Annotated in this window: 23 protein-coding genes; 5 read left to right on the forward strand and 18 right to left on the reverse strand. The window is 69.4% G+C overall.

Annotated elements, in window-relative coordinates; all coding sequences use genetic code 11:
• Positions 1-96 precede the first annotated feature (96 nt).
• Genes lexA through GGR47_RS13035 form a run of 6 tightly spaced genes read right to left on the reverse strand, consistent with a single transcriptional unit; the run spans position 97 to position 4,847 of the window.
• Positions 97-789, reverse strand: coding sequence for a transcriptional repressor LexA (lexA, locus tag GGR47_RS13010; RefSeq protein ID WP_147037239.1), 693 nt, complete (start codon positions 787-789; stop codon positions 97-99).
• Between the two features lie 58 nt (positions 790-847).
• Positions 848-2,029 carry a molybdopterin molybdotransferase MoeA gene (locus GGR47_RS13015; protein ID WP_147037238.1) on the reverse strand — a complete coding sequence of 394 codons (1,182 nt, stop codon included), beginning with the start codon at positions 2,027-2,029 and terminating at the stop codon, positions 848-850.
• A gap of 4 nt (positions 2,030-2,033) precedes the next feature.
• Positions 2,034-2,501 carry a cyclic pyranopterin monophosphate synthase MoaC gene (gene moaC, locus GGR47_RS13020; RefSeq protein ID WP_147037237.1) on the reverse strand — a complete coding sequence of 156 codons (468 nt, stop codon included), beginning with the start codon at positions 2,499-2,501 and terminating at the stop codon, positions 2,034-2,036.
• The gene (trpC, locus tag GGR47_RS13025) at positions 2,498-3,274 is read right to left on the reverse strand and encodes an indole-3-glycerol phosphate synthase TrpC (RefSeq protein ID WP_147037236.1); all 777 of its coding nucleotides are present in this window, start codon (positions 3,272-3,274) and stop codon (positions 2,498-2,500) included. The genes moaC and trpC overlap by 4 nt, the downstream gene beginning before the upstream one ends.
• Positions 3,271-4,266: an anthranilate phosphoribosyltransferase gene (gene trpD, locus GGR47_RS13030; RefSeq protein WP_147037235.1), complete on the reverse strand. Its 996-nt coding sequence runs from the start codon at positions 4,264-4,266 to the stop codon at positions 3,271-3,273. The genes trpC and trpD overlap by 4 nt, the downstream gene beginning before the upstream one ends.
• Positions 4,263-4,847 (reverse strand): anthranilate synthase component II, encoded by a 585-nt coding sequence (locus GGR47_RS13035; RefSeq protein ID WP_147037234.1) that lies wholly within the window; start codon positions 4,845-4,847, stop codon positions 4,263-4,265. Before GGR47_RS13035 ends, trpD begins: the two co-directional genes overlap by 4 nt.
• Positions 4,848-5,010: 163 nt before the next feature.
• Between GGR47_RS13035 and GGR47_RS13040 the strand changes: the two genes are divergently transcribed.
• Positions 5,011-5,442, forward strand: a complete 432-nt coding sequence (locus GGR47_RS13040; RefSeq protein WP_017979148.1) for a hypothetical protein — start codon at positions 5,011-5,013, stop codon at positions 5,440-5,442.
• A gap of 402 nt (positions 5,443-5,844) precedes the next feature.
• Here the strand turns inward: GGR47_RS13040 and GGR47_RS13045 are convergent, their stop codons facing one another.
• The gene (locus GGR47_RS13045) at positions 5,845-7,347 is read right to left on the reverse strand and encodes an anthranilate synthase component I family protein (RefSeq protein ID WP_147035596.1); all 1,503 of its coding nucleotides are present in this window, start codon (positions 7,345-7,347) and stop codon (positions 5,845-5,847) included.
• A gap of 1 nt (position 7,348) precedes the next feature.
• Positions 7,349-9,289 (reverse strand): peptidylprolyl isomerase, encoded by a 1,941-nt coding sequence (locus GGR47_RS13050; RefSeq protein WP_147035595.1) that lies wholly within the window; start codon positions 9,287-9,289, stop codon positions 7,349-7,351.
• Positions 9,290-9,417: 128 nt separating this feature from the next.
• On the opposite strand from GGR47_RS13050, the gene tpiA reads away from it, so the two are divergent.
• The 3 genes from tpiA (at position 9,418) to GGR47_RS13065 (ending at position 11,462) form a co-directional block, all read left to right on the forward strand.
• Positions 9,418-10,164 carry a triose-phosphate isomerase gene (gene tpiA, locus GGR47_RS13055; protein WP_063685267.1) on the forward strand — a complete coding sequence of 249 codons (747 nt, stop codon included), beginning with the start codon at positions 9,418-9,420 and terminating at the stop codon, positions 10,162-10,164.
• Positions 10,165-10,223: 59 nt separating this feature from the next.
• Positions 10,224-10,985 (forward strand): energy transducer TonB, encoded by a 762-nt coding sequence (locus tag GGR47_RS19295; RefSeq protein ID WP_147035594.1) that lies wholly within the window; start codon positions 10,224-10,226, stop codon positions 10,983-10,985.
• A 99-nt stretch (positions 10,986-11,084) separates the two neighbouring features.
• Positions 11,085-11,462, forward strand: coding sequence for a VOC family protein (locus tag GGR47_RS13065; RefSeq protein WP_147035593.1), 378 nt, complete (start codon positions 11,085-11,087; stop codon positions 11,460-11,462).
• Here the strand turns inward: GGR47_RS13065 and GGR47_RS13070 are convergent.
• From GGR47_RS13070 to rimO, 4 genes are all read right to left on the reverse strand, one after another.
• Positions 11,447-12,811, reverse strand: coding sequence for a leucyl aminopeptidase family protein (locus tag GGR47_RS13070; RefSeq protein ID WP_147035592.1), 1,365 nt, complete (start codon positions 12,809-12,811; stop codon positions 11,447-11,449). The two genes, GGR47_RS13065 and GGR47_RS13070, sit on opposite strands and share 16 nt — an antisense overlap.
• Before the next feature lies 1 nt (position 12,812).
• Positions 12,813-14,225: a serine hydrolase domain-containing protein gene (locus GGR47_RS13075; protein WP_147035591.1), complete on the reverse strand. Its 1,413-nt coding sequence runs from the start codon at positions 14,223-14,225 to the stop codon at positions 12,813-12,815.
• Between the two features lie 30 nt (positions 14,226-14,255).
• The gene (locus tag GGR47_RS13080) at positions 14,256-15,413 is read right to left on the reverse strand and encodes an AAA family ATPase (RefSeq protein WP_147035590.1); all 1,158 of its coding nucleotides are present in this window, start codon (positions 15,411-15,413) and stop codon (positions 14,256-14,258) included.
• A gap of 75 nt (positions 15,414-15,488) precedes the next feature.
• Positions 15,489-16,814 (reverse strand): 30S ribosomal protein S12 methylthiotransferase RimO, encoded by a 1,326-nt coding sequence (rimO, locus tag GGR47_RS13085; RefSeq protein ID WP_147035589.1) that lies wholly within the window; start codon positions 16,812-16,814, stop codon positions 15,489-15,491.
• A 138-nt stretch (positions 16,815-16,952) separates the two neighbouring features.
• Between rimO and GGR47_RS13090 the strand changes: the two genes are divergently transcribed.
• On the forward strand, positions 16,953-18,038 hold the full coding sequence (locus GGR47_RS13090; protein WP_147035588.1) for an anhydro-N-acetylmuramic acid kinase: 1,086 nt from the start codon (positions 16,953-16,955) through the stop codon (positions 18,036-18,038).
• 3 nt (positions 18,039-18,041) lie between these two features.
• On the opposite strand, the gene GGR47_RS13095 is transcribed toward GGR47_RS13090, so the two are convergent.
• Genes GGR47_RS13095 through GGR47_RS13120 form a run of 6 tightly spaced genes read right to left on the reverse strand, consistent with a single transcriptional unit; the run spans position 18,042 to position 25,011 of the window.
• Positions 18,042-18,977: a glycosyltransferase family 2 protein gene (locus tag GGR47_RS13095; RefSeq protein ID WP_147035587.1), complete on the reverse strand. Its 936-nt coding sequence runs from the start codon at positions 18,975-18,977 to the stop codon at positions 18,042-18,044.
• A complete protein-coding gene (locus tag GGR47_RS13100) occupies positions 18,974-19,864 on the reverse strand; it encodes a polysaccharide pyruvyl transferase family protein (RefSeq protein ID WP_147035586.1) in 891 nt (296 codons plus the stop codon). Before GGR47_RS13100 ends, GGR47_RS13095 begins: the two co-directional genes overlap by 4 nt.
• A complete protein-coding gene (locus GGR47_RS13105; RefSeq protein ID WP_147035585.1) occupies positions 19,861-20,934 on the reverse strand; it encodes a glycosyltransferase in 1,074 nt (357 codons plus the stop codon). The genes GGR47_RS13100 and GGR47_RS13105 overlap by 4 nt, the downstream gene beginning before the upstream one ends.
• A complete protein-coding gene (locus tag GGR47_RS13110) occupies positions 20,931-21,857 on the reverse strand; it encodes a galactosyltransferase-related protein (RefSeq protein ID WP_147035584.1) in 927 nt (308 codons plus the stop codon). Before GGR47_RS13110 ends, GGR47_RS13105 begins: the two co-directional genes overlap by 4 nt.
• Positions 21,854-22,996, reverse strand: coding sequence for a glycosyltransferase (locus GGR47_RS13115; protein WP_147035583.1), 1,143 nt, complete (start codon positions 22,994-22,996; stop codon positions 21,854-21,856). The genes GGR47_RS13110 and GGR47_RS13115 overlap by 4 nt, the downstream gene beginning before the upstream one ends.
• Positions 22,993-25,011 carry an HAD family hydrolase gene (locus GGR47_RS13120; protein WP_147035582.1) on the reverse strand — a complete coding sequence of 673 codons (2,019 nt, stop codon included), beginning with the start codon at positions 25,009-25,011 and terminating at the stop codon, positions 22,993-22,995. The genes GGR47_RS13115 and GGR47_RS13120 overlap by 4 nt, the downstream gene beginning before the upstream one ends.
• Positions 25,012-25,024: the final 13 nt, after the last annotated feature.

Below are 25,024 nucleotides of genomic sequence, written 5' to 3' on the forward strand. Positions count from 1 at the left end.
CTTGCCCTCGACGGGAGGCTGAAGGCGCCGTTTGGAAAGTCACAAAAGTCTCACGGACGATCGTATGTTGCGGCGCGCCACCACGGCGGAATCGTGTCAGTCGTAGCGGCGCAGGATACCCGACAACTTGCCCTGCACGCGGACGTGCGAGGGAACGTAGCGCTGCGGTTCGTAGGCGCGATTGGCGGGATCGAGGCGGATCATGGCACCTTCGCGACGGAAATATTTGAGCGTCGCCTCGCTATCCTCGATCAACGCAACGACGATCTCGCCATCGCGGGCGATGTCGGTACGGCGGATCAGCGCATAATCGCCGTCGAGAATACCAGCCTCGACCATCGAGTCGCCGGAGACTTCCAGCGCATAATGTTCGCCGGTGCCGAGCAAGGCCGCGGGGACGGCGAGCATCGAACTGCCTTCGAACGCCTCGATCGGCACGCCGGCGGCGATCCGGCCGTGCAGCGGGATCTCGACGACGTCGTTCGCGGGCGAGGGGGCGGGACGCACGTTGCCTGCGGCCGGCGGGCTCGGCGGCGCAGCGGGAGCGGGCGTTTCGGACGCCTTGCGTTCGGAGCGTTCCGGCATGCGCAGCACTTCCAGCGCGCGCGCACGGTTGGGCAGGCGACGGATGAAGTTGCGTTCCTCGAGCGCGCTGATCAGGCGGTGGACGCCCGACTTGGACTTGAGGTCGAGCGCGTCCTTCATCTCCTCGAACGACGGCGAGATGCCCGTCTCCTCGAGCCGGTCGTTGATGAAGCATACAAGCTCGTGCTGCTTGCGCGTGAGCATAAGCGGTCCTTCCCCGTCAGAACAGACGCGGAACTTCTAGGGAACAATTCGTGGGGCGTCAAGCGATGACGAGGATTTCCGCCGAGTCGCCCGCGTGCGCGACGGGGGCACCGACCGGCCGGACGATCAGGCAATGCGAGCGCGCCAGCGTCAGCAGCATCGAACTGTCCTGAATGGTCGAGGCATAGGCGCGGCCGTCGCGCAGCTCGGCGCGCAGATAATCGGTGCGCGGGCCGTTGGCGGGCAGGTCTTCCCCCAGGATCGCCATCGTGCTGCGCGGCAGCGGGTTCGCAGCGCCGGACAGGTGCGCGATCAATGGTTTGACGAAGAGCAGGGCGGTGACGAAGGCGGAAACCGGGTTGCCCGGCAGGCCCAGCACCTGCATCGCGCCGCGCCGTCCCGCCATCATCGGCTTGCCCGGCCGCAGTGCGATCCGCCAGAAATCGATGACGCCGCCCGCCGCCTTCAGCGCCGGGCGCACGAGATCGTGGTCGCCGACCGACGCGCCCCCGGTGGTGATGAGCAGGTCGGCGTCGACGCGCGCGAACGCATCGCGCAGGCGATCGAGATCATCGGGCAGGATGCCGAGGTCGATCAGCTCGATCGGCAGGTCGGCGAGCATCGCGGCCAGCATCGCGCGGTTCGATTCGGGCAGCGCGCTCGGGTCGCCGCCGGCGCCCGGATCGACCAGCTCGTCGCCCGTCGCGCAGATGGCGACGCGCACTCGGCGGTGGACCGCGATCGTGCCGATCCCGCCGGTCGCGGCAACGGCGATGCGCGCGGGCGTCAGCCGCTCGCCGCGCGCGATCAGGCGATCACCGGCGTGAAAGTCGAGGCCGCGGCGGCGGGTGTTGCGGCCGAGCGTTGCCGGGCCTTCGCCGGTGAGGCGGATCGTGGTGCCGGACGCTGCGACCTCTTCCTGCACCATCACCGTGTCGGCGCCGTCGGGCATGGCCGCGCCGGTGAAGATGCGCGCGGTCTCGCCGGGCCCGACGGTGCCGGCAAAGGGGCGACCGGCGGCGCTTTCGCCGATCAGCGTCCACGGTCCGGGCAGGTCGGCGAAGCGGATCGCATAGCCGTCCATCGCCGACAGGTCGGTGGCGGGCTGGGTGCGGCGGGCGGCGATGTCGTCTGCCGCCCAGCGGCCGGCGGCGGCGGCCAGCGGGACGGTTTCGGTCCCGACCGGCGGGGCGTGCGCGAAGAGCCGCGCCTGGGCTTCGTCGATCGGGAGCAGCGCCATGGCGTCAGGCGCGCCAGTCGCCCGACGCGCCGCCGGCCTTTTCGAGCAGGCGGATGTCCGAGATCGTCATCGCGCGGTCCATCGCCTTCGCCATATCGTAGATGGTGAGCAGCGCGACCGACACGGCGGTCAGCGCCTCCATCTCGACGCCGGTCTTGCCGTCGGTGGCGGTCAGCGCGGTTGCGGTGATGCCGGCATCGTCCAGCGTCAGGTCAAGCGTGACGCGGGTGAGGGGCAAGGGGTGGCAGAGCGGGATAAGGTCCGCGGTCTTCTTCGCCGCCATGATCCCGGCGATACGGGCTACGGCGAGCACGTCGCCCTTCTTCGCGGCGCCGTCGCGGATCGCGGCCAGGGCATCGGGGGCGATCGCGATGCGGCCGGTGGCGACCGCGCGACGCTGTGTCACCGCTTTGTCGCCGACATCGACCATATGCGCGGCGCCGTCGGCGTCGAGATGGGTGAGGCGGCTCACCCGACCAATGCTCGCGTCGCGGCCTCGACATCGTCGGCGCGCATCAGCGCCTCGCCGATCAGGAAGCAGCGCACGCCGTGCGCCGCCATCGCATCGAGGTCGGCGCGGGTTTCGAGGCCGCTTTCCGCAACGAAGGTGCAGCCCTTTGGCGCCTTGCCGACCAGCTCGTAGGTGCGGGCGAAGTCGACGGAGAAGTCGTGCAGATTGCGGTTATTGACGCCGATTAGCCGCGACTTGAGGCGGAGCGCGCGCTCCAGTTCGGATTCGTCATGCACCTCGACCAGCACGTCCATGCCGCAATCGAGCGCCGACGCCTCGATTTCCGCCATCTGATTGTCGTCCAGCGCGGCAACGATGATGAGGATGGCATCGGCGCCGATCGAGCGGCTTTCGGTCGCCTGCCAGGGATCGACCATGAAATCCTTGCGGATTACGGGCAGGTCGCAGGCGGCACGCGCGGCGATCAGATAGTCGTCGCTACCCTGAAACCATTGCTCGTCGGTAAGCACCGACAGGCAGGCTGCGCCACCCGCATGATAGGCGCGCGCATGGGCGGGCGGATCGAAATCGGCGCGGATCAGCCCCTTGGACGGGCTGGCCTTCTTGATTTCGGCAATGAGCGCATGGCCGGATGTGGCGTCAAGCGCGGCGCGGAAGCCGCGCGGCTTCGTTACCGCGGCGATGCGCGCGTCGAGATCGGCGAGGCTGATCGTCGCCTTGCGCGCGGCAACCTCTGCGCGCTTGGTTTCGATAATGCGGGACAAAATGGTCATCGGTAGGCGATCCAGCGGTCGAGGAGCGCGGCAGCGCGGCCGGCGTCGAGCGCTTCGGCGGCGGCCTGTGCGCCCGCAGTGAGATTGGGTGCGTGGCCGGCGACGACAAGTGCCGCCGCCGCATTGAGCAGCACGGCGTCGCGATACGCGCCCGCCTCTCCATCGAGCAGGCGGCGCAGTGCGGCGGCGTTATAGGCCGGATCGCCGCCGCGGATGGCGGCGAGCGGGTGGCGGGGCAGGCCGGCGTCTTCCGGCGTGATGCGCGATGGCAGCGCCGCGCTGCCGACGTTCACCGCGAGGCTGGGGCCGGCAGTGGACAGTTCGTCCAGGCCCTCTTCGCCCGAAATCACCGCGGCGCGTGCGGTGCCGAGCTGTTCCAGCGCCTCGGCATAGAGGCCGGCGTAATCCGGGCGGGCGATGCCGATCAGCTGGTGCGACACGCGCGCCGGATTGGCGAGCGGCCCCATCAGATTGAAGATCGTGCGCTTGCCGATGCGGCGGCGGATCGGCGTGATCCGCGCCATCGCCGGGTGATGGTTGGCGGCGAAGAGGAAGGCGATGCCGATATCGGCGAGGCTGGCCTCCGCCGTCGCGCCGGCGATTTCCATATCGAGGCCGAGTGCCTCTAGCGTATCCGCAGCGCCGGCTTTCGAGGAGGCGGCACGGTTGCCGTGCTTGGCGACCGGTACGCCGCAGGCCGCGACGACCAGCGCGACGGCGGTCGAGACGTTGAGCGTATGATGGCCGTCGCCGCCCGTGCCGCAGACGTCGATCGCGCCATCGGGAGCGGCGATCGGGATCAGGCGGGCACGCAGCGCGCGCGCGGCCTCGGCGATTTCGATGCTGGTTTCGCCGCGATCGGACAGAGCCAGCAGGAAGTCGCCGATCGCCTCTGCCGAGACGCGCGCGTCGAGAATATCGGCAAACGCCTGCGCCGCGCTTTCGCGCGACAGCGGCGTCGATGGATCGGGAAGCAGGACGATGCTGGTCACGGGCGCCCGCGCACCGGAATGCCGGCGATCGTCAGGAAGTTGGCGAGCATGGCATGGCCGTGTTCGGTCGCGATGCTTTCCGGGTGGAATTGCACGCCGTGGATCGGCAGGTTTTCGTGGCGGAAGCCCATGACGATGCCATCCTGGGTGCGCGCGTTGACGACCAGGGGCGACGCCACGTCGTTGACGATCAGGCTGTGATAGCGCGTCGCCATGAAGGGCGAGGGCAGCCCTTCGAACAGGCCGGTGCCGTCATGGTCGACCGGGGATGTCTTGCCGTGCATCAGGCCGCCGCGTTCGACCTTACCACCGAAATGCTGACCGATCGCCTGATGGCCCAGGCACACGCCGAGCAGCGGACGCCCTGCGTCCGCGGCCGCGGCGACGAGATCGAGGCTGACGCCCGCCTCGGTCGGGGTGCAGGGGCCGGGCGAGATGAGGAAGGCGCTGGCACCCGACGACAGCGCCTGCCCCGCCGAAATGGCGTCGTTGCGCACCACCTCGACCTCGCTGCCCAGCTCCATGAGGTAGTGGACGAGGTTCCAGGTGAAGCTGTCGTAATTGTCGACGACGAGGATCATGCCGCCGCCATAGCCGAAGAGCGCGGGCGTGCAACCTGTCGCACCCTCTTGCGTCGCGGCAATCCTGTAGCAATGTCGGTTCGGTTAGACCCGAAAAACCATGCCACGCCGGCGGGAGCCATGGCGGCGGCTGCACGTTGAACGACCTGAAGGAGTGCCCGTCATGATCCGCCCGTTGCTGCTCGCCGCCCTCATCGCCCTGCCGGCGGTCGCCTCCGCGCAGACCACCCCCGCCACCGGGACGGACGGGACGGCGGAGGCGGGCTCGCCGCCGCAGCGGGTGCGCAGCGTGACGCTGGGCGTGGGACAGAAGTGCCCGCAGAGCACCTCGACCGAAATCGTCGTGTGCTCGACGCTCGACCAGCCCTATCGCATCCCGAAGCAGTTCCGCGACAGCGGGCCGATCCCCGCGCAGAACCAGGCATGGTCGAACAAGGTCGCGGTGCAGGACCAGATCGGTCGCGCCGCGGCCGGGTTGCCGGATACGTGCTCGCCTGTCGGCACCGGTGGGCAGAGCGGCTGTGCGCTGATGCAGAACCGGCAGTGGGCGGCGGAACGGCGTGCGCAGCGCGATGCGCAGGCGCAGATTCCCTGAGGCTGGGACTACGATCCTAGGACCGATCGACATTCAATCACGCCAAGATACGAAGAGGTGACGATAAGACGGTTCGCGCGGAGGCGCGGAGGACGCAGAGGTGTCGCGTTTGCCGCGCGAGCGGCCTGTCTATCTCGGTCGAGGTCAAGGCGAAGCGCTGCCACGCGCGTGACATCTCTGCGTCCTCCGCGCCTCCGCGCGAACAAAACTCTTTTTCTTCGGGTCTCTCCGCTCGTCGAAAAATCCATCACGACGGCGAATGTCGATCGGCCCTAGTTTAGGTCGTCACCCCAGCGGAGGCTGGGGTCTCTTGCGGCTTTCGGCGCGCTGTAACCGGGAGATCCCGGCCTTCGCTGGGATGACGGAGTGGCTGACGTTTCGTCGGGGCGCCGTGCCTGGGGCCTACTGCCCGAACCGCCCATCCGCCGCGCGCGCCACGGCGTCGCGTGCGGCCGCCAGGATCGCTCCAGCCTTCGCTTCGCACTCGCGCTGTTCATACGCCGGCACGCTGTCGGCGACGATGCCGGCGCCGGCCTGCGCGTGGATGGTGCCGTCCTTTACGATTGCGGTGCGGAGGACGATGCACGAATCCATCGATCCGTCCGGCGAGAAATAGCCGACGCCGCCGGCATAGGCGCCGCGCCGTTCGGGCTCGAGTTCGGCGATGATCTGGCAGGCGCGCACTTTCGGGGCGCCGCTGACCGTGCCGGCGGGAAAGCCGGCGAACAGGGCGTCGATCGCGTCGGCGGCGGGGGACAGGTCGCCCACCACGTTCGAGACGATGTGCATGACGTGGCTGTACAATTCGATACCGTAGCTCGACGTGACGCGCACCGTGCCCGGCGCCGCCGCCCGGCCGACGTCGTTGCGGCCGAGATCGAGCAGCATCAGATGCTCGGCGCGTTCCTTCGGATCGGCGAGCAGGCTTTCGCGATTCGCCTCGTCCTCCGCCGCGGTCTTGCCGCGCGGGCGGGTGCCGGCGATCGGACGGATCGTCACCTGACCGTCGCGGACCCGAACAAGGATTTCGGGGCTCGACCCGATCAGCGCAAAGCCGGGCAGATCGAGGTGGTAGAGGAAGGGCGAGGGGTTGATGCGGCGCAGGCTGCGGTACAGTTCGAACGGCGGCAGTGCGAAGGGCGCGGAGAAGCGCTGCGCCAGCACCACCTGAAAAATGTCGCCCGCAGCAATATAATCCTGCGCGCGGGTGACCATCGTCGCATAGTCCTGCGGCGCGATGGCGGGCGTATAGGCGGGCTCTTCGGGATCCGCGGTGACGGGCGCCGGCAGCGGAGTATGCGCGAGGCGGGCGGCGACGTCGTCCAGCCGGTCCTCCGCCGCGGCGACCAGCTTCTCCGGCGTGCGCGTGGGATCGGGCCATACCGGTGCGACCAGATAGAGCGCGTCGGGGAGGCGATCGAAGACGCAGATCACCGTCGGTCGGACGAACAGCATGTCGGGCAGGCCGAGGGGATCGGCGGCCGGGGCGTCGAGCCGCTCGACGAGGCCGATCGTCTCATAGCCGAAATAGCCGACGAGGCAGGCGAGCGCGCGCGGCAAGTCCGCAGGGACCTCACCCTGGCATTCCGCGACCAGCGCGCGCAGCGCGGCGAGCGTCGGCGTGCCGGTCGGCTGAAAGGCAGCGCGATCGGTGGCCCAGTGGCGGTTGATCTCGGCGGTGTCGCCATGCGCACGGAAGACGAGATCGGGCGCGAGGCCGACCAGGCTGTGCCGCCCGCGCGTCGCGCCGCCTTCGACCGATTCGAGCAGGAAGTCGCCGCGGCCCGGCTCGATCAGCTTGAGCGCGGCGGCGACCGGCGTTTCGGTGTCGGCGACCTGCCGCCGCCAGACGAACGCCGGGCGCCCGGCGGCGAGGGTCGCGATCGCCGCGGCGCTGGTGCTCATCTCAGTTGCCGGCGCCGGTCAGATCGGCGCGCACCTTGGCGAGCGCGGCCGCATCGGTCTTCACGCCGACGGCGTTGCGGACGGCGCGGGCGAACTGTTCGGCATGTTCGCGGCCGACGAGCTGCGCGATGCTGGCGCGGGCGCCGGCCACCGCCTGCGGCACGCCCTTGGCGTCGCCGGGCACGATCTGGTCGAGCTTGACGATCAGCCAGCCGGCGTTGTTCGGCGCTTCGAGCAGCTTGGCATTGCCCTTGGCCATCGCGAACATCAGCGCGAGCGGCGCCTGCACCTGGCCCTGCGCGGACGCGAGCTGCGCGCGCGTCGCCACGGCGGGCTGGACCGGCGGCAACGGACGGCCCGCGGTCGCCATCGCCTGCGCCAGCGGCGTACCCTTGTTCACCTTGGCGAGGATGTCGGTGGCGAGCTTGCGCGCGGCGGCGCGGGCACGATCGGCGGCATAGTCCGCCGCGACCTGCGCGCGCACCTGATCCAGCGGGCGCGGCGCGGCGGGGACGACACGGCCGAGCGCGACCACGGCGAAGCTGCCATCCTGGCCCGTCGGCACCAGCTGCGCGGGGTCGCCCTCCGCCATCTGGAAGGCGGCACCGACGATCGGGGCGATCGCCGGATCGGCGGCGGTGCCGGGCGAATCGGGGTTGGTGCCGTTGGCGAGCAGCGCGGGCGTGGTGGTGGCGCTGAGCTTCTGGTCGGCGGTCACCTCGTCGAACGTCGCGCTCTTGCCGAGCGCATCGTCCAGCTTGTCATGCAGGTCCGACAGCGCGCGGGCGAGCTTGTCCTTCGACAGCGCCGCGACCAGTTCCGGCTTCGCCTGTTCCAGCGTCTTGCCGGGCGATTGTTCGATCGATTCGACCTTGGCGACGACCCAGCCGAGCGGCCCGCGCACCGGACCGATCACGCCGCCGCGCGGCGCGGCGAAGGCGGCGTCGGCGATCGCGGTGCTGGTCGTGCCGGCGTAGGCCGACTTGGTGACGGCGGTCTGCGTCGCGGCTTCCAGGCCGGCGGCGCGGGCGGCGTCGGTCAGCGACGTGCCGCCCTTCACCTTGGCAGCAATGGCGTTGGCGCCGGCCTGATCGGCGACAACCACCTGTGCGATCGTGCGCTTTTCGGCAGCGGCGAAGCGCGACGCCTGGCTCTTGTAGGCGGCGGCGATCTCAGCGTCGGTCGGCGTGGCGGCGGCCTTCACCATCTCGGGCGTGACGCGGGCGTAGCGGATTACCCGGCGTTCCGGCACGGTGAAGCGCGCGACGTTGCGGCGATAGAAAGCCTGCAGTTCGGCGTCGGTCGGCGCGGGGCCGCCAGCGAGCGCGGAGGCGGGGACGAACGCGATCTGGCCGGACCGCTTTTCGAGCATCAGCGAGGCATAGGGCAGCGCGACCTTCTGCGGCACCTGCGTCGCCCCCTGCGTGGGCAGCATCAGCTGCTGCGCGATGATGTCGCGCGCGATGTCGGTGCGGACCTGCGCGTCGGTCAGCTTCTGGTCGGCGAGCAGCTGCTGGTAGCGGACCGGATCGAACTGGCCGTTGGGACCGCGCAGGCCGGGGATGCCGGCGATGACGCCGTCGATCGACCGTTTGCTGACGACCATGCCCTGGTTCTGGCCGAAGCGTTCCAGCGCGACGCCGTTGATCGCGCGGTCCAGCGTGGATTGCAGGCCGCCCTGTTCGAGCAGCTGTTCCATGGTCAGCGTCGGGATGCGCTGGCGGGCGCCGGCCAGCTCGGTCTGGACGCGCTGGCGCAGCTCGGCGGGCGAGATCTTCGTGCCGCCGACGGTGGCGACGCTGCCGCCCGACAGGCTGGGGCCGTTGCCCGCGAGACCGGTGATGTCGCCCGCGGCGAAGGCGAGCGCGATGACGCCCAGCACGATGAAGGTGACGACGACGCCGGCCTTGGAATTGATGATCCGGCGGAAGAAGCTGAGCATGGAGTGGCCGATCGTCCCTGAAAGATTTGGTCCACGCTTTAGGGGGGCAGTGCCTTGCCATCAAGCGCGCGGGCAGGCATGACGCGTTTAACGTGTAAAACGACTGATAAGGCAGGACGGGAGGTCGGATGACTCGGCGCAAGTTCGTGGCGGGAAACTGGAAAATGAACGGATCGCGCGCGGCGCTCGCCGAACTGGACGCGATTGCCGCCGCGGCCGAGGCGGCGCCGGGGGTGGACGTGGCGGTCGCCGTGCCGTTCACGCTGATCGCGGGCGCGGCGGACCGCGTGCCCAACCTGTCGATCGGTGCCGAGGACGTGCATGAGGCGGACAGCGGCGCGCACACCGGCTGCGTCTCGGCGGGCATGGTCGCGGAAGCCGGCGCGCGCTTCACCATCGTCGGCCATAGCGAGCGCCGGGCGGACCAGGGCGAAACCAGCCATGACGCCTGGGCGAAAGCGGCGGCGGCGCGGCGCGCGGGGCTGCACGTCATCTCCTGCTGCGGCGAGACCGAGGCCGAGCGCGACGCCGACCGCGCCGAGCGCGTGGTGCAGGCGCAGATCGAGAAATCGGTGCCCGATAACGCCGATGGCAGCTGGTTCACGCTCGCCTACGAACCGCGTTGGGCGATCGGCACCGGCCGCACGCCGACGCTGGACCAGATCGCCGCGATCCATTCGATCGCCCGCGCCAAACTGCGCCAGCTGGTTGGCGACGCGGCGGACGGAATCCGCATCCTGTACGGCGGATCGGTGACAGGCGATAATGCCGCGACGATCCTCGCCTGCGAGAATGTCGATGGCGCCCTGGTGGGCGGCGCGAGTCTGACCGCCGCGAAGTTCGTGCCGATCATCGAGGCGGCGGCGACGCTGTAACGCCCGATCCACGCTGCCAGTCAGCGTTGCGAAAGGCGCGATGCGACATCATCTGTCGCATGGTGACGACCTATGGCCCTTCGCAATACGGCGCTTCGCGACGCGAGCGGATCGGTGCGGCGCTCCTGACCGGGGGCGTCGTGGCGACGCTGGGCCATGCCTTGGTGATGGGGCTGGCCTTTCACGGCGCGCCGCAGGCGGTGCAGCAGGCGTTGGCGACCTTCACGGTCATGCCCGATCCACCGCCACCCGAACGCGTGGTGCCGCCGCCCAAGAAGATCAACCGGCCGAGCGGCAAGGCCTCTCCGCCCAACCTGCGCTCCAAGGCGACCGAGGTGACCGCGCCGGTGCCGATCATCCAGGTCGCGCCGCCGCCGCCGGTGATCGTCGCGCCGCTGCCCAATATCGGCGTACAGGCGACCTCCGGCGCGTCGGACAAGCCGGGGCCGGGCACGGGCGCCGGCGGGATCGGCAACGGCAATGGCGCGGGTGGCGACGGCGATGGTGACGGCAGCGGCTGGGAACGCGTGCCGCGACTGATCAACGGGCGGATCAAGGGATCGGACATTCCCGATTCGATCCTCGATACCGGCTTTCGCGGCGTGGTGAGCGTCCGCTATCGGGTCGAGACCAATGGCCACGTCACCAATTGCCGGATCGCGCAATCGAGCGGCAATACGCTGATGGATCAGGCGACGTGCCGGGCGATCGAGAAGCGCTTCCGCTACGATCCGTGGCGCGATGCGGCGGGCAAGCCCGTGGCGTCGACCGTGTTGCGCGACCAGCAATGGGATATCGACCCGCCAGCGACCGACCGCTGATGCGTTGACAGTTCGGGCGGCGCGGCGCAGCTAGGCGACGGACACCGCTCCATCACCCGGCATGCGCACCGCCGCCGCTGCCCGACAGGATGAATTCCGATGGATGAGCCGGTTACGTTCGGGCGTGCGGCGCCGACGATCTGCGTGCGCGATATGCAGGCGGCCTTGCGCTTTTATGGCGGCGTGCTGGGTTTCGCGACCGTCTTCGAAAACGGCGATCCGCTGGGCTTTGCGGTGCTGAAAAAGGATGCCGCGGAGATACACCTGTCCCGCAAAGCCGATCACGTCGCCTCGACGGCGAACGTCATGCACCTGTTCGTCGACGATGCCGATGCGCTCTATCGCAGGCTGGAGGCCGCGGGCACGCGGATCATCAAGCGGCTGGCCGACAAGGACTATGGCCAGCGCGCCTTCGTCTTCGCAGACCCCGACGGGAACCGCATCGATGTCGGTGCGCGACCTCAGCCGCGCGGATAGCGCGCCTTCAGCACCGCATAACACGCCCGCAACGCATAGGCCTCGCCGCCCTTGGGCCGGCCGGGCTTGGCGCTGGGGCGCCAGGCGAAGACGTCCATATGCGCCCAGGCGACGTCCTGCGGCACGAAGCGGCGGAGGAACAGCGCGGCGGTGACGGCACCGGCGAAGCCGCCGTCGGGCGCGTTGACCATGTCGGCGATGTCCGACTTCAGCATGTCGTCGTATGCGCTCCACAGCGGCATGCGCCACAGCGGATCGCTCAGCGCATCGCCGGCGGCCAGGATATCGCGCGCCAGATCCTCGTCGTCGGCGAACAGCGGCGGCAAATCGGGGCCGAGAGCGACGCGGGCCGCGCCGGTCAGCGTCGCGAAGTCAAGGATGAGTTCGGGCTTTCCTTCGCCCGCCTTGGTCAGCGCATCGCCCAGGATCAGGCGTCCTTCGGCGTCGGTATTGGTATTCTCGACCGTCAGCCCCGCGCGGCTGCGCAGCACGTCGCCGGGGCGGAAGGCGTTGCCGGCGATCGCATTTTCCACCGCCGGGATCAGCAGGTGGAGCCGCACCGGCAGCCGTGCCGCCATCACGAGGCTCGCCAGCGCCAGCGCATGCGCCGCGCCGCCCATATCCTTCTTCATCAGCCGCATGCCGGCGGACGGCTTGATATCGAGACCGCCGGTGTCGAACACCACGCCCTTGCCAACGAGTGCGATGCGCGGATGCGCGGGGTCGCCCCATTCCAGCTCGATCAGGCGCGGATGGCGTTCCTTCACGGCGGCCTGCCCGACCGCGTGGATCATCGGATAGTCGGCGGCGAGCGTGTCGCCGCGCGTGACGGTGAGCGCCGCATGATGCTCGCGCGCCAGCTTCTCGGCGGCCATTTCCAGCTCGGCCGGCCCGAGGTCGCCGGCGCCGGTGTTGACGAGGTCGCGGACCAGCGCGGTCGCGGCGGCGACGCGCAGCACCTCCTCGATCCCCGCCGCATCGCGGGTCAGCAGGATGCGGGGCCCGGTATCGTCGGGGCGGCGATAGCGGTCGAAGCGATATTGGCCGAGCACCCAGCCGAGCGCCGCCGGGCCGATCTCGCCCGCGACGCGATAGGTGCCGGCCGGCAGCGTCTCGGCAAGCTTGGCGAGCGACCACGGGTCGGCGGGACCGGCGATGGCGATGCCGTGGACGTCCTCATCGACGAACACCGCTGCGCTGCCCGCCTTGCCGGTGAAGCGCTGTGCGGCGAGCGCGGTGCGCACCCGCTGCGGCTGGCCACCCAGCCACGCGTCATAGGCATCGGGGGCGATCAGGTCGACCGTGCGGGCGGCCTGGCCACGGTCGGGCTGGAGCAGGGTATCGGGCATGTCAGTTGGCCGGGAACACGAGGAATTGTTCGTAGCGCTGCGCGCCATCCGGTTCCGCGAAGGTCGCGATCGACAGCTTCCGGTCGGGATAGGTCACGACGTAGCGGCGCTGCACGAAGCCACCGCGCAGCCGCTTGGGTCCGGCGAGTTCGAAGCTGGTCGGCGCGCCCAGCGGGGCGAGGCTGCTCTTATAGTCGGCGAGCACCTGCGGCGTGAAATAATAGGACGCATTGGGCGTCAGCTTCGACCGGTCGAGCGTGCCCGACCGCAGCGAATCGAACAGCGCGCGGGCCTGCGCGGTCTTCTGGACTTCTGCCGCATCCGCGGTCGCCGGCAGCACGACCTTAGCAATGCCATTGGCGATGGTGACGAAGGCATCGCCGAAATCGGCATTGGTCAGCACGACCACCGCCGCTTTCTGTTCGGGGAAGACGATGTTTTCGGACAGGAAGCCGACCGCCTCGCCGCTATGCTCGACATAGGGCACGCCGGCGCGCTTGCCGAGGCTGACGCCCAGGCCGTAATTGGTCGTGCTGCCGTCGTTGAGCAGCACCGGCTTTTCCTGCGCGGCCCAGTCGGCGGCGGGCAGCAGGCTGCGATCCATGCGCGCGACGTCCCATTTCGCGAGATCGGCGGCGCTCATCGACAGCTCGCCGGCGGCGAACAGCCAGCCCTCCGCGGGTGGCGGCGCGGCGCGGACCGGGCCCAAAGCATTGCGGTGATAGCCGACGGGGAAACCGTTGCCGACCGCCTTGTCCTGGTCGATTGCCTTGATCCCTAGGGGCGCGAAGATGCGCCGTTGCAGGAAAGTCATCAGCGGTTCGCCCGCCGCCTTTTCGGCGATCATGCCGGCGACGACATAGCCGGTGTTCGAATATTGCCACTGCGTGCCCGGCGCGAAATCGAGCGGCTTCTTCGCCCAGCGATCGACGATCGCCTGCGGCGTCGTCGGCTTTTCCATCGCGGCGAAGCTATAGTCCTGCGGCCAGTAATCCTGCAGGCCCGAGGTGTGGCTCAGTAACTGGCGGATGGTGATTGTATCGCCGCCGCTGATGCCGGGTAGCCATTTGGCGACCGTATCGTCCATCGATAATTTGCCGTCGTCAGCAAGCAGCAGCAGCGCGGCGGCGGTGAACTGCTTGGAAATCGACGCGATCTGATACGGCGCGTCGGTGCGCGCGGGCACGCCCTTCGCCTGCTCGCCATAGGCCTTCACCAGCACGATCTTGCCACCACGCACGATCGCGACCTGCGCAGACGGCGTGGCCGTGGCGGCGAGGCCATCGGCAACGACCTTGTCGACCGCAGCGAGTTCGGTGGGGGAGAGCGCCTGCGCCTGCACCGCTGCGGGAGCGATGGCGAGCGCACAGGCTGCGGCGAATGTCGGGAGCTTCATCGCGCCTAGCTGCCACATCGGCCGCGATGGGCGAAAGTGAAATCGACGTCAGCGTTTCGGCCACGCCCATTGCGGGCCGAAGCGATCCTGAGTGCGCGTTTCGCCCAATTCCTTTTCCAGGGCGATGTCGCCGACGTCGCCGCTGGCGCGCAATGCATCGAGCAAAGCGCTGCTGTGGGAGACAACGATAATCTGGCAGGAGCGGGCGGTGGCGGTGAGGAGTCGGGCGAGCGGTAGCAGCAAAGACGGGTGGAGGTTCGCCTCAGGCTCGTTCAGCACCATCAGCTCGGGCGGACGAGGCGACAATAACGCTGCGACCAGCAGGACGTACCGCAGGGTGCCGTCGGATAATTCGCGTGCGTCGAGCGCCCGAAGCATACCGGGTTGGCGCAGGCCAAACGACGGACGAGCGCCCTCGCCACCGATAAGCGTGATCGTCGACCCGGGAAAGGCGTCGTCAATCGCCGCTGCCAATGCCTCCCCATCGCCAAAGAATTGGATGGTCGCGATCGCGGCAACGAGGTCCGATCCATCGCCCGCCATGACCGGCGTATAGGTGACGATCTGCGGCCGCCGGACCGGTGCGTCCAGATCCGTCCGCAGGCTGTCGTAGAAGCGCCAGTTGCGCATGCGCTCACGCATCAGCAGCAACTCCAGGCCATCGACGGGATCGGCCGCGTGCGTGACCATCGATTCGAAGCCCGACAGGTCGATGGGGCTTCGCCGCCATTCGCCGGTGTCGGCCGTGCGCAGGTTGACGACGCGCCCTCGACGCTCGGCGAAGGCATTGGCGCGGCCGAGCCTTTCGCCCGTCCACATCGCCTCTACCTTGATCTCAGGATCGCCCGCGAAGCCGGTGCCGGGGATCGGCGGCCCGATATCGATCGCATAACCGAAGTCGGGACCGGAGAAACCTAGCCTGAGGCTGACCGGTCCGGTCCGCACCGTTCCCTGCACCGGCACGCGCCCGGCGCGCATGTCGCGGCTGATCGTCTCAGGACCAGCCCATAACACTGACGCCAATCCGCCGTCCTGGGCGAGCGAGGCGAGGAGCCGGCCCTGCGCTACGTCGGCCAGCAGACGCAACGCGCGATACAGGCTGGATTTGCCGGAGCCATTCGGTCCGGTGACGATCGTTAGCGGCGACAGCTCCAGCGTAAGGTCGCGGATCGAACGATAGCCGCCGATCGCCAGCCGCGTCATCATCGCCGTCGTCTCCCGCCGCAGACCGATGATCCTTGCAGGGGAGCGCTGCGGCGTCCAGCGCGGACCGCTAAGTGCTTACGCCGGCACGCCGTACAGGTCGTGTTCGTCGGCGTCCTCGATCGTGACCGGTACGATATCGCCGACGGACAGATGGGCGGCGTCGCGCAGGAAGACCTGACCGTCGATTTCGGGGGCATCGGCCTGGCTGCGGCCCGTTGCGCCTTCCTCGCCGACCTCGTCGATGATGACGGGCAGGGTGCGGCCGACCTTGGCGGCGAGCTTTGCGGCGCTGATCGCGGCAGTCTTTTCCATGATCCGCTGATAGCGCTCTTCCTTGACCTCCTCCGGCACCGGATCGGGCAATGCATTGGCGGCGGCGCCCTCGACCGGCTCGAAGCGGAACGCGCCGACGCGGTCGAGCTGCGCCTCGTCCAGCCAGTCGAGCAGATACTGGAAATCGGCCTCGGTCTCGCCGGGGAAGCCTACGACGAAGGTCGATCGGATCGCGATATCCGGGCAGATCTCGCGCCACTGGTGGATACGCTGCAACACCTTGGCGTCGTTGCCCGGGCGCTTCATCGCCTTCAGCACCGACGGCGCGGCGTGCTGGAACGGGATGTCGAGATAGGGGAGCACGAGCCCTTCCGCCATCAGCGGAATGACCTGATCGACATGCGGATAAGGGTAGACGTAGTGCAGCCGCACCCAAGGCGCGATCTGGCCGAGTTCGCGGGTGAGATCGGTCATGTGCGGCACGACCTCGCGCCCCTTCCACACCCGCGGTTCCTTGCGGATGTCGATGCCGTAGGCGCTGGTGTCCTGGCTGATGACGAGAAGCTCGCGCGTGCCGGCGGCGACCAGTTTCTCTGCCTCGCGCAGGATGGCGTCGGGGCGGCGGCTGACGAGGTCGCCGCGTAAGCTGGGGATGATGCAGAAGGAGCAGCGGTGGTTGCAGCCTTCCGAAATCTTCAGATAGCTGTAGTGGCGCGGCGTCAGCTTCAGCCCGGCGTCGGGGATGAGGTCGATATAGGGCGACAGGTTCGCGGGCGCCGCCTCATGCACCGCCTCGACCACCTGTTCGTATTGATGCGCGCCGGTGACGGCGAGAACCTGCGGGAAGCGGGCGCGAATGACCTCCGCCTCTTTCCCCATGCAGCCCGTCACGATGACGCGGCCGTTTTCCGCGATCGCTTCGCCGATCGCCTCAAGGCTTTCTTCCTTGGCGGAATCGAGGAAGCCGCAGGTGTTGACCAGTACGACGTCGGCGCCGGCGTAATCGGCGGACATCTGATAGCCGTCGGCGCGCAGCTGGGTGAGGATGCGTTCGCTGTCGACCAGATTCTTGGGACAGCCGAGCGACACCATGCCGACGCGCGGCGGAGAAGGAAGACGAGTTGCCATGAGAGCGCGCGACATAGTCGATTTCGCGCGCTTTTGCCAGATGGCGCGGCATGGGCGGCCATTCGTCGCATCCGGGGGCGATGCCGCTCGACAGCCTGCCGCGCAGCCGCCACATCGAACCGACGGGAGTGATCGTGCATGCTGGCAATAGGATTGATGTCCGGGACGTCGCTCGACGGGATCGACGCGGCGCTGATCGAGACGGATGGCGAAGGAGAGGTGCGGCCGCTGGCCTTTCGCGGCGAGCCCTATTCGGATGCGGCGCGCGAGCAGCTGGCCGCGGCGACCGCGCTGGCGCTGACCTTCGATCGGCCGCGCGCTTCGCCCGATATCGTCGCGGCGGGCGAGCTGATCGACCGGACGCATGCCTTTGCCGTCCACAAGCTGCTGCGCGATGCGGGCGTGGCGGCGGCGGACGTGGCGGTGATCGGCTATCACGGGCAGACCGTAGCGCACCGGCCCGACCGCGGCTGGACGTGGCAGATCGGCGATGGCGCGGTGCTGGCGCGCGCCACCGGCATTGCGGTGGTCAGCGACCTGCGCAGCGCCGACGTGGCGGCGGGCGGACAGGGGGCGCCGCTGCTCCCCATCTATCATGCCGCACTGACGGCCGGGCTGGAGCGGCCGGTCGCGGTGCTCAATCTCGGCGGCGTCGGCAATGTCACCTTCATCGGCGCGGATGGTGATCTGGTCGCCTTTGACACCGGGCCGGCGAACGGCCTGATCGACAGCTGGGTCGAGGCGGAAACCGGCGCGCGCTACGATGCCGATGGTGCGCTTGCCGCGTCGGGGCATGTGGACGAGGCGGTGCTGACCGCGATGCTCGACCATCCCTATTTCGCCGCGCCGTCGCCGAAGAGCCTCGACCGCAACGATTTCACCATTCAGCCGGCGCGCGGCCTGTCGGCGGCGGACGGCGCGGCGACGCTGACCGCCTTTACCGCGGCGACCGTGGCCGAGGCGCTGGACCAGCTGCCCGCGCGGCCGAAGCGCCTGATCGTCGCGGGCGGGGGCCGTCACAACCCGACGCTGCTGCGCATGATCGGCGCGCGCACCGGCATCGCACCGGAAGCCAGCGATATGCTCGGCTGGGATGGCGATGCGATGGAGGCGGAGGGCTTCGCCTATATGGCGGTGCGGACGCTGAAGGGGCTGCCGATCAGCTTTCCCGGTACGACCGGCGTGTCGCATCCGCTGCCGGGTGGCCGCGTCGATCGGCCCTGACGCTTATGCCCGGCCGTACTCATCGGTAAGGCGCCAGCCGCTCCTGGCACTTTCCGTCAGGAAGGCGGCCATGCCGATCAGCTTGTGGCGCAGGCAGAACGTGTAGAATGCCCGAATGCTCTTATGGGCGCGGATGGGGCGTAGCAGGTCGAGGCGCAGCGATCCAACGTCCTGCATGAGGTAGCGCAGCACCCGCCGGTCCTTGAACAGGAATTTGGCGTAGAGCGCGCCATCGCCGACGCTGTACCCCGCCAGCAGCGCGCGTTCCTCGGCGGCGAGGCGGCGTCCGTGGTGATGGTCGACGACGAAATGGGGTTCGTAGCGCAGCGCGATCCCCGCCGCCTGTGCACGCAGCAGATAGTCGGTGTCCTCGGCGGCGCGGAACGGCGCGCCCGCGCCGAACCGCTCGTCGAAGGCGCCGACCCGGTGCAGCACGTCGCGTGTCATCGCCAGATTGGCGCCCATCACGAACCCGCCCGGAAACCGATCGGGCGTCGCGATCATCGGATGGTCTTCCAGCTTGATCGTGATCGGCAAGTCATTCGGATCGCCGGGCAGAATGCGGCCGCCGACGATCGCCGGTCCGCCCAGCGCCGCGAAACAGCGGGCGAGCGCGATGAAATAATCGGGGTGGAGGCGGCAGTCGTCGTCGGTCATCGCAACGATCGCGCCGCGCACGGCGGCGAGACCGGCGTTCCGCGCGCGCGCCAGGCCGGGCCGATCGCTGTGAAGCAGGTGGACGGGGAAGGACTGTTGCGCCTGCCACGTTGCCAGCCGATCGGCCGTGGCGTCGGTCGAGCCATTGTCGACGATGATGACCTCGATACCAGGTGCCCCTTCCTGCGCGGCGGCGTGCGTGATCGAGCCGAGCAGGCGCGGCAAAGCGGCGGCGCGGTTGCGCGTGCAGACGAGCAGGCTGATCGCCGGGATGGCGATCATGCCGCGATGGATCGCGGCGACGATGGCAGTGCGTGGAGCAGGCGCGGGCTGTCCTGGGTCCATGTCGCGACGTAGCGGCCGATCTTGCCGTAATCGTTGTCGAAGACGACGTGGGGGATGTCGAGCAGCAGCGCGAGGATATGGCCGTGCAGGCGATCGGTGGCGATCGTCTGTCCTCGCGACAGCAGGCGCAGGCCGCGCGCGACACGCGCCGTGGCGAGGGCGGCGTGGTCGCCGGACAGGTCGTCGTCGTCTTCCAGCCAGTCGCAGACGATCGCGTCCACCGGCAGCGGCGACGCGGTGTCGACGCGCTCCTTGTCGGTGCGCATCAGCGCCAGCACCGGCACGTCCGGCTCCCGGCGTGCCTGGCTCCCGAGCGCGAAGGCGGAATCGGGGGCGAGCGAAGCGACCGTCCCGACCATCTGCTGCGCGATGGCGAGGCTGGCGGTGTCGCGCGCGTAGAGCGTCAGCTGCGGGTGCCGTGCTGCGATGCCTGCGAACCGCGCTGCTGCCGACGCATCGCGGAAGTGGATCGACTGCGGCAGCTGCACCAGGATGCGGTCGCGCAGCCGATCGAGCACGGTTTCGCGCAGCTGCTGGTGGTGCGGCCAGATATCGCCCAGATTGCCGCCCCCGTGCAGAAAGACGATGCCGTCCGGGCAGGCAGCGCGCAGCGCGTGCTCGTCGAAATCGTGCCACGTGCAGACATAGTCCGGATCGCGTCCGGTGATGCCGCGCAGCATCACCAGTTCGCCCAGCCAGATCGCGCTGTCGCCGACATTGGCGTGATCGGGAAAGTCGAGCAGCGCATAGCGACTTCCCAGCGTCAGGTGCCGGCGGAAGAGGGTATCGAGCGCGGCCCGCTGCGCCGCGACGACGTCGCTCATGCCGCCAGCCTGACGTCGCCGGCGATCACGGTGCGGTAGAGCGCCTCGCAGCGGTCCAGCCAGCGATCGTGCGTGAACAGCCGCTGCACGCGATCACGCGGGACGTCGGGGAGAATCGCCATCGCCTCGCGCATCGCCGTGGCCAGCGCGGCGACATCGCCTGGGGGCGCGAACCGGCCGGCGTCGCCGACGACCTCGCGCGCCGCGCCCATGTCGAATGCGGCGACGGGCAGGCCGCACGCCATCGCCTCTGCCGCGACCAGTCCGAACGGCTCGTCCCAACAGGGGGTGAAGACGAACAGCGAGGCGCGACCCAGCTCCACCGCCAGTTCCTCGGCATTGCGATGCCCGGCATAGACGACGCCATCACCGAGCAGCGGCGCGACCTCTGCGCCGTAATAATCGGGATCCTCGATCCCCCCGAACAGCGTCAGGCGGATGCCGGCGGCGCGTGCGGCCTGCGCGGCGAGATGCGGCCCCTTGTTGGGCGTGATGCGCCCGCACCACACCGCCTCGCCATTGCCGTGCGGGCGATAGGGCCAGCGATCGATATCGATGCCGTTGTGCAGCACCGATACCTCCGCCGGTGCGCCGTTCGGCCACCAGGCCTCGCGCTGCCGCGCCGACGTGACGGTCAGATGATGGCGCGGCGACGGGCTCTGCTGCACGAACCAGTGCAGCGCGTCATAGGGAGGCACGTGCAGCGAGGTGACGGTCGGCACCGCCTCCGTCCGGCGTCGCTCCAGAGGGAAGCGGTGCAGGCTGTTGTTGTGGACGACATCGAACCCGCCCGCCGCGATCCGGTCGCACGCCGCGGCATAGCCGGCGTCGAGGTGCGCGATCAGCGGCGCCGAGCCGCGATGCTCCGCCCAGGGGAAGGTGCGCTCGTAATGCTCGGCGAGCACGGGATCGATCGCGAAGCGCGGATCGCTGTCGCCCGAGGCGAACAGGACGACGTCATGCCCGCGATCCTGTAGCCCGGCGGCGAGGTGCCAGCAATGCGCCTCCATGCCGCCGGCGAACGGCTGCGCGATACGCTGGCGGACATGCGCGAGGATGGCGATCCTCACGCGGCGACCGCCTCCGGTGCGCGGGCGGCGGCGGCTTCCAGTTCGCGCAGAACGCGCGCGGTATTGGCATAGGGCTGATGGCTCTGCTGGCCGGTCAGCGCGCGGTCGCCGTCATGGGCTTCGCGCAGGATGCGGATCGGCCGGCCGGGCGTGTCGTCGATCAGCCCCATCAGACGAAACGCATGGAGCCAGTGTCCCATCGTCCGATAGCCCCATTTAGCCTCGAACAGCTGCGCGTTGCGGACGACGCTGTCGATATGGTGAACCGGCGGCATGTGGTGCGGGTGATATTGGTGATAGGCGAGCCCGCCCTTGATCCAGGCGATCGTGACGTTCGCCTGATCCAGCGTCTTGCCGAAATCGGTATCCTCGCCGCCATAGCCGACATAGCGTTCGTCAAAGCCGCCGACGCGCAGGAAGGTCTCGCGGCGCATCGCGAAATTGAGCGACCAGAAGCAGCGATAGTCGGCACACACCTCCAGCCCCTCCGCGGGCGGCCCGCGGCGGTCGGAGTGCCGCTCGGCAACGGCGGCGAAACCGGAATAGGACCAGTCGCCCGCCGTCGCGCCGCCCGGCAGATACATCACCTCGCCCATCAGCAGGCCGTCGAACGTGGCGGCGAAGCCGGCATAATCGGCGACCAGCTCCGGCGTCGGGATACAGTCCATGTCGAGGAAGACGAGCACCTCGCCCTGCGCCGCGCCCGCCGCGACGTTGCGTGCCATCGCGAGCGGCAGCGCATCGGCGTCGATCCGGATCTGGCGGATAGGAAAGGGGGCGTCGGGCAGGTCGTAGAGCGTGTCTTGCATCACCGCGACGATCAGCTCGGTCGGCCGCATCGTCTGCTGCGATAGGCCGCGCACGACGTTGACGAGGTGATCGGGGCGGCCCTTCGCCAGGGTCACGACGGAGACGGAGGTCATAGGATGCGGGGCTCCAGGGAGAGGGAAGGGGTAGCGGCAAGCGGCGTCCACAGTCGGTCGGCGAGCGCTTCGAGCCAGAGGGCGGCGCGGTCGGCCGGCGTGTCGTCAATCATTGCGCGTTGGCGGTCGGGGCGGTGGTCGCGCAGCGTGTCGGCCAGCGCCGCGCTCCAGCCATGCGCCGACGAGGGTAAGTGCGGACGCACGGTCGCGACGCCGGCGGCGGCGAGGGCATCGGCCTTGCGATGCTGTTCGTCGAAATAGCGCCATTCGGGCACTGCCAGCCATGGCCGTCCCGAAGCGAGGATTTGCTGGCAGGTGGTGTTGCCGGTCGAGGCGATGACGAGGTCCGCCGCGGCGATATGGTCGGCGGCATCGTCCACCCAGCCGCGATGGTCGACATTGGCGGGCTCGGTGGCGTGCCAGTCGCGCTGGACCTTGCCGATCGTGATCCAGCGCGCAGCCGGGCGCGTGCGTGCGCCGACGCCGATCGGCGCCTGCGCGAAGCCATCGCCGCCGCCCCCCGACAGGACGAGGATCATTTCTTCGTCCGCGCCGATGCCGATCCGCTGCCGCGCGACCTCGCGCTCGGGCACGCGGACATCGACGCCGAGGCCGCCGGCGAAACAGGTCCGCGCGCGCAACGCTGCGTCCCAGTCGGGCTGTGCGAGGTCGGCGTGGAACGGCGCCAGCAGTCCCGCCGCGCCGTCATAGGCGGCACGGTGGCCCGCATCGCCGCGGTCGCCGTGTTGCAGCACCTTGACGTGCGGCACCGAACAGATGCGCGACAGCTGCGCGATCTCGGCCGAGACGTCGCAGATCATCAGCGCGGGGTCGGCGCTGTCGAACCACCCCGCCAGCATCGCCATCGCGCGGCGGATGCCGGGCCAGCCCAGCGGCGCGCAGTGCAACGTCTGCGGCGTCGGCACCCAGTCCATCGTGGTCGCCTCGTCGCCCGTGGCTTCGAACAGCGAGGGCAAGCGGACGATATCGACCTGCGGGGGCAGCGCGGGAAAGATGTCGTCGCGCGCGCAGAAAATCGTCATTGGCCGCGTCGGCGGCAGCGCGTTGGCGATCGCGGCGCAGCGTTCGGCATGGCCGCGACCCTGATGATGGACGAAATAGCCGAAGGGGCGCATCATGCCGCCACCGAGACGGGCAGGTCGATCGGAGACGCATCCGCCAGCCCCAAGGTCGCGAGCCCCTCCAGCACGCCACCGGCATGATGGCGCCGCACGCGCAGCAGGCCGGAGCGTGGCGACAGATGGGCCAGCTCGCCCCCCGCATTGCCGACGACGATGGCATGGCCGCACGCCGCCAGCATATCGGCGTCGTTGCCGCTGTCCCCCGCCGCGATGCAATCCGCCAGCGTCAGGCCGCGCCGGGCGGCATAGGCCGCGATCGCCTGCGCCTTGCCGCCGGTGGGCGCGAGCACATCGATCAGGCGCCCGTGCGAGAAGATCACGCGTGCCGCCAGCCCCGCTGCCGAGAGTGCTTCGCGGATGCGGCCGGCGTCCGCTGCGCCGCCGTAGAAGCTGATCTTGTGCGGCCCCGCCGTCGCGGCCGGTTGGGCCGTCACGCCCAGCGGTGCGAGCGTCGCGGCGACGGCGTCGCGATCCCAGTCTGCATCCAGCGTGTGCGCATAGTCCGCGCAGGCGCGCCAGCCGCCGGTTCCGTCGGGCAGCATCAGCCGGGTGCCGACATCGACGATGAACGCATCGGGCTGCGGCAGGCGCCAGCGCTTCAGGATCATCCGCGCGGCGTCGAAACCGCGGCCGGTGGCGATGATGAAGGGCAGGGGGCTCGCCGCCCGCCACGCCGCGAAGGCACGCGCGCCCTCGACGCAGCCGGTCAACGTATTGTCGATGTCGCAGGCGAGCAGGCGGGGTGCCGCCAGGTCGCCGTACAGCGCGCAGGTCGCGGCCGCATAGCGATGCCAGCAATACAGATCGGCACGGGTGCGGGCTGCGGTGGCAAAGGCGAGATGCCGGGTGGGATCGCCGACGATCGCGCGGATCGCCGCACCGATCGCGGCCGTATCCTCCGGATCGATCAGCACGCCATGGCCGATCGTGGCGACGATATCGGCGGGACCGCCGTTGCGCGTCGCGACGACCGGCACGCCCGCCGCCGCCGCCTCGACCAGCGTCAGGCCGAAGGGCTCGTGCAGCGCCGGGTTGACGAAGACGCCGCCGCGCGCCGCCCGCGCATACAGCGCCGCCACGTCATCGGCATCGTGCTGCGGCGGCAAGGCGATGCGGCCGCGCATGCCCGGCCGGTCGGCGATCGCCTGCAACTCAGCCAGCGATGCCCGCTCGTCGGCCGAGGCATAGGCATGCTGCCCGGCCAGAATGACGAGGTTCGCCTGCGCCTGGAGGGCGGGATCGTCGGCATAGGCGCGGGCGAGCGCCGCGAGGTTCTTTTTCGCGACGGGCCGCGCGATGGCGAGGATGATCGGCAGGTCAGGGCACTCGAACCAGTCGTCCAGCCGGTCGGCCAGCGTATCCGGCCCCGGCACGCAGTCGCGGCGCGGCACGCCGGGCGCGACGACGGTCACCCGGTCGCCGAGCGCGACGCCGTAACCACCGACCTGACGCCCCGCCTCTTCCGCGGTCGAGACCACGATCGCCGACGCCCCTTCGATCGCGGCGCGTTCGGCGGCGATCCGGGCGTCGAGGCCGGGGCATTCCAGGCGCTGCATCCGCTTGTCGATGCCGAGTGCGTGCGGCGTGTAGACGAAGGGGATGCCGAACCGGCGCTGTGCCGCCATGGCCACGGCCGCGGCATCAGCGAAGTGGGCGTGAATGACGTCGGGGCGCCGCTCTTCCCGCTCGAGCATCGCGCAGAACGCTTCGGTAAAGGCAGAGAGGTCGGCACCCAGCGCCTCCTTCTCGAGGTAGCGATGATCTGCGGTCGCGATCCGGCGGATCGTCACCTTCAGCGCGACGACCTCTTCGACCTGTGCGTGGACGGGATCGAGCCGTTCGTCGGCGAAGCAGCGTGTGACGATCGTCACCGCATCGACATCGGAGCGCAACGCCTGATGGCATGCCGCATCGAGCACATAGGCGATATGGCCACCGGTATCTGCCGTCACGCCGAAATTGACGGGCGGCGCCTTCAGACAACCGCCGAGCGCCAGATGTACGATGATCACGAGCGCCCCTTCT

The organism is Sphingomonas aquatilis (genome assembly GCF_014196115.1).
GTDB lineage: Bacteria > Pseudomonadota > Alphaproteobacteria > Sphingomonadales > Sphingomonadaceae > Sphingomonas > Sphingomonas aquatilis.

Coding starts and splice junctions, on each gene's coding strand:
- lexA (WP_147037239.1), bottom strand. CDS start 789: ATGCTCACGCGCAAGCAGCACGAGCTTGTATGCTTCATCAACGACCGG.
- GGR47_RS13015 (WP_147037238.1), bottom strand. CDS start 2,029: ATGGCGCTGCTCCCGATCGACGAAGCCCAGGCGCGGCTCTTCGCGCAC.
- trpC (WP_147037236.1), bottom strand. CDS start 3,274: ATGACCATTTTGTCCCGCATTATCGAAACCAAGCGCGCAGAGGTTGCC.
- GGR47_RS13035 (WP_147037234.1), bottom strand. CDS start 4,847: ATGATCCTCGTCGTCGACAATTACGACAGCTTCACCTGGAACCTCGTC.
- GGR47_RS13040 (WP_017979148.1), top strand. CDS start 5,011: ATGATCCGCCCGTTGCTGCTCGCCGCCCTCATCGCCCTGCCGGCGGTC.
- GGR47_RS13045 (WP_147035596.1), bottom strand. CDS start 7,347: ATGAGCACCAGCGCCGCGGCGATCGCGACCCTCGCCGCCGGGCGCCCG.
- GGR47_RS13050 (WP_147035595.1), bottom strand. CDS start 9,289: ATGCTCAGCTTCTTCCGCCGGATCATCAATTCCAAGGCCGGCGTCGTC.
- tpiA (WP_063685267.1), top strand. CDS start 9,418: ATGACTCGGCGCAAGTTCGTGGCGGGAAACTGGAAAATGAACGGATCG.
- GGR47_RS19295 (WP_147035594.1), top strand. CDS start 10,224: ATGGTGACGACCTATGGCCCTTCGCAATACGGCGCTTCGCGACGCGAG.
- GGR47_RS13065 (WP_147035593.1), top strand. CDS start 11,085: ATGGATGAGCCGGTTACGTTCGGGCGTGCGGCGCCGACGATCTGCGTG.
- GGR47_RS13070 (WP_147035592.1), bottom strand. CDS start 12,811: ATGCCCGATACCCTGCTCCAGCCCGACCGTGGCCAGGCCGCCCGCACG.
- GGR47_RS13075 (WP_147035591.1), bottom strand. CDS start 14,225: ATGTGGCAGCTAGGCGCGATGAAGCTCCCGACATTCGCCGCAGCCTGT.
- GGR47_RS13080 (WP_147035590.1), bottom strand. CDS start 15,413: ATGATGACGCGGCTGGCGATCGGCGGCTATCGTTCGATCCGCGACCTT.
- rimO (WP_147035589.1), bottom strand. CDS start 16,814: ATGGCAACTCGTCTTCCTTCTCCGCCGCGCGTCGGCATGGTGTCGCTC.
- GGR47_RS13090 (WP_147035588.1), top strand. CDS start 16,953: ATGCTGGCAATAGGATTGATGTCCGGGACGTCGCTCGACGGGATCGAC.
- GGR47_RS13095 (WP_147035587.1), bottom strand. CDS start 18,977: ATGATCGCCATCCCGGCGATCAGCCTGCTCGTCTGCACGCGCAACCGC.
- GGR47_RS13100 (WP_147035586.1), bottom strand. CDS start 19,864: ATGAGCGACGTCGTCGCGGCGCAGCGGGCCGCGCTCGATACCCTCTTC.
- GGR47_RS13110 (WP_147035584.1), bottom strand. CDS start 21,857: ATGACCTCCGTCTCCGTCGTGACCCTGGCGAAGGGCCGCCCCGATCAC.
- GGR47_RS13115 (WP_147035583.1), bottom strand. CDS start 22,996: ATGATGCGCCCCTTCGGCTATTTCGTCCATCATCAGGGTCGCGGCCAT.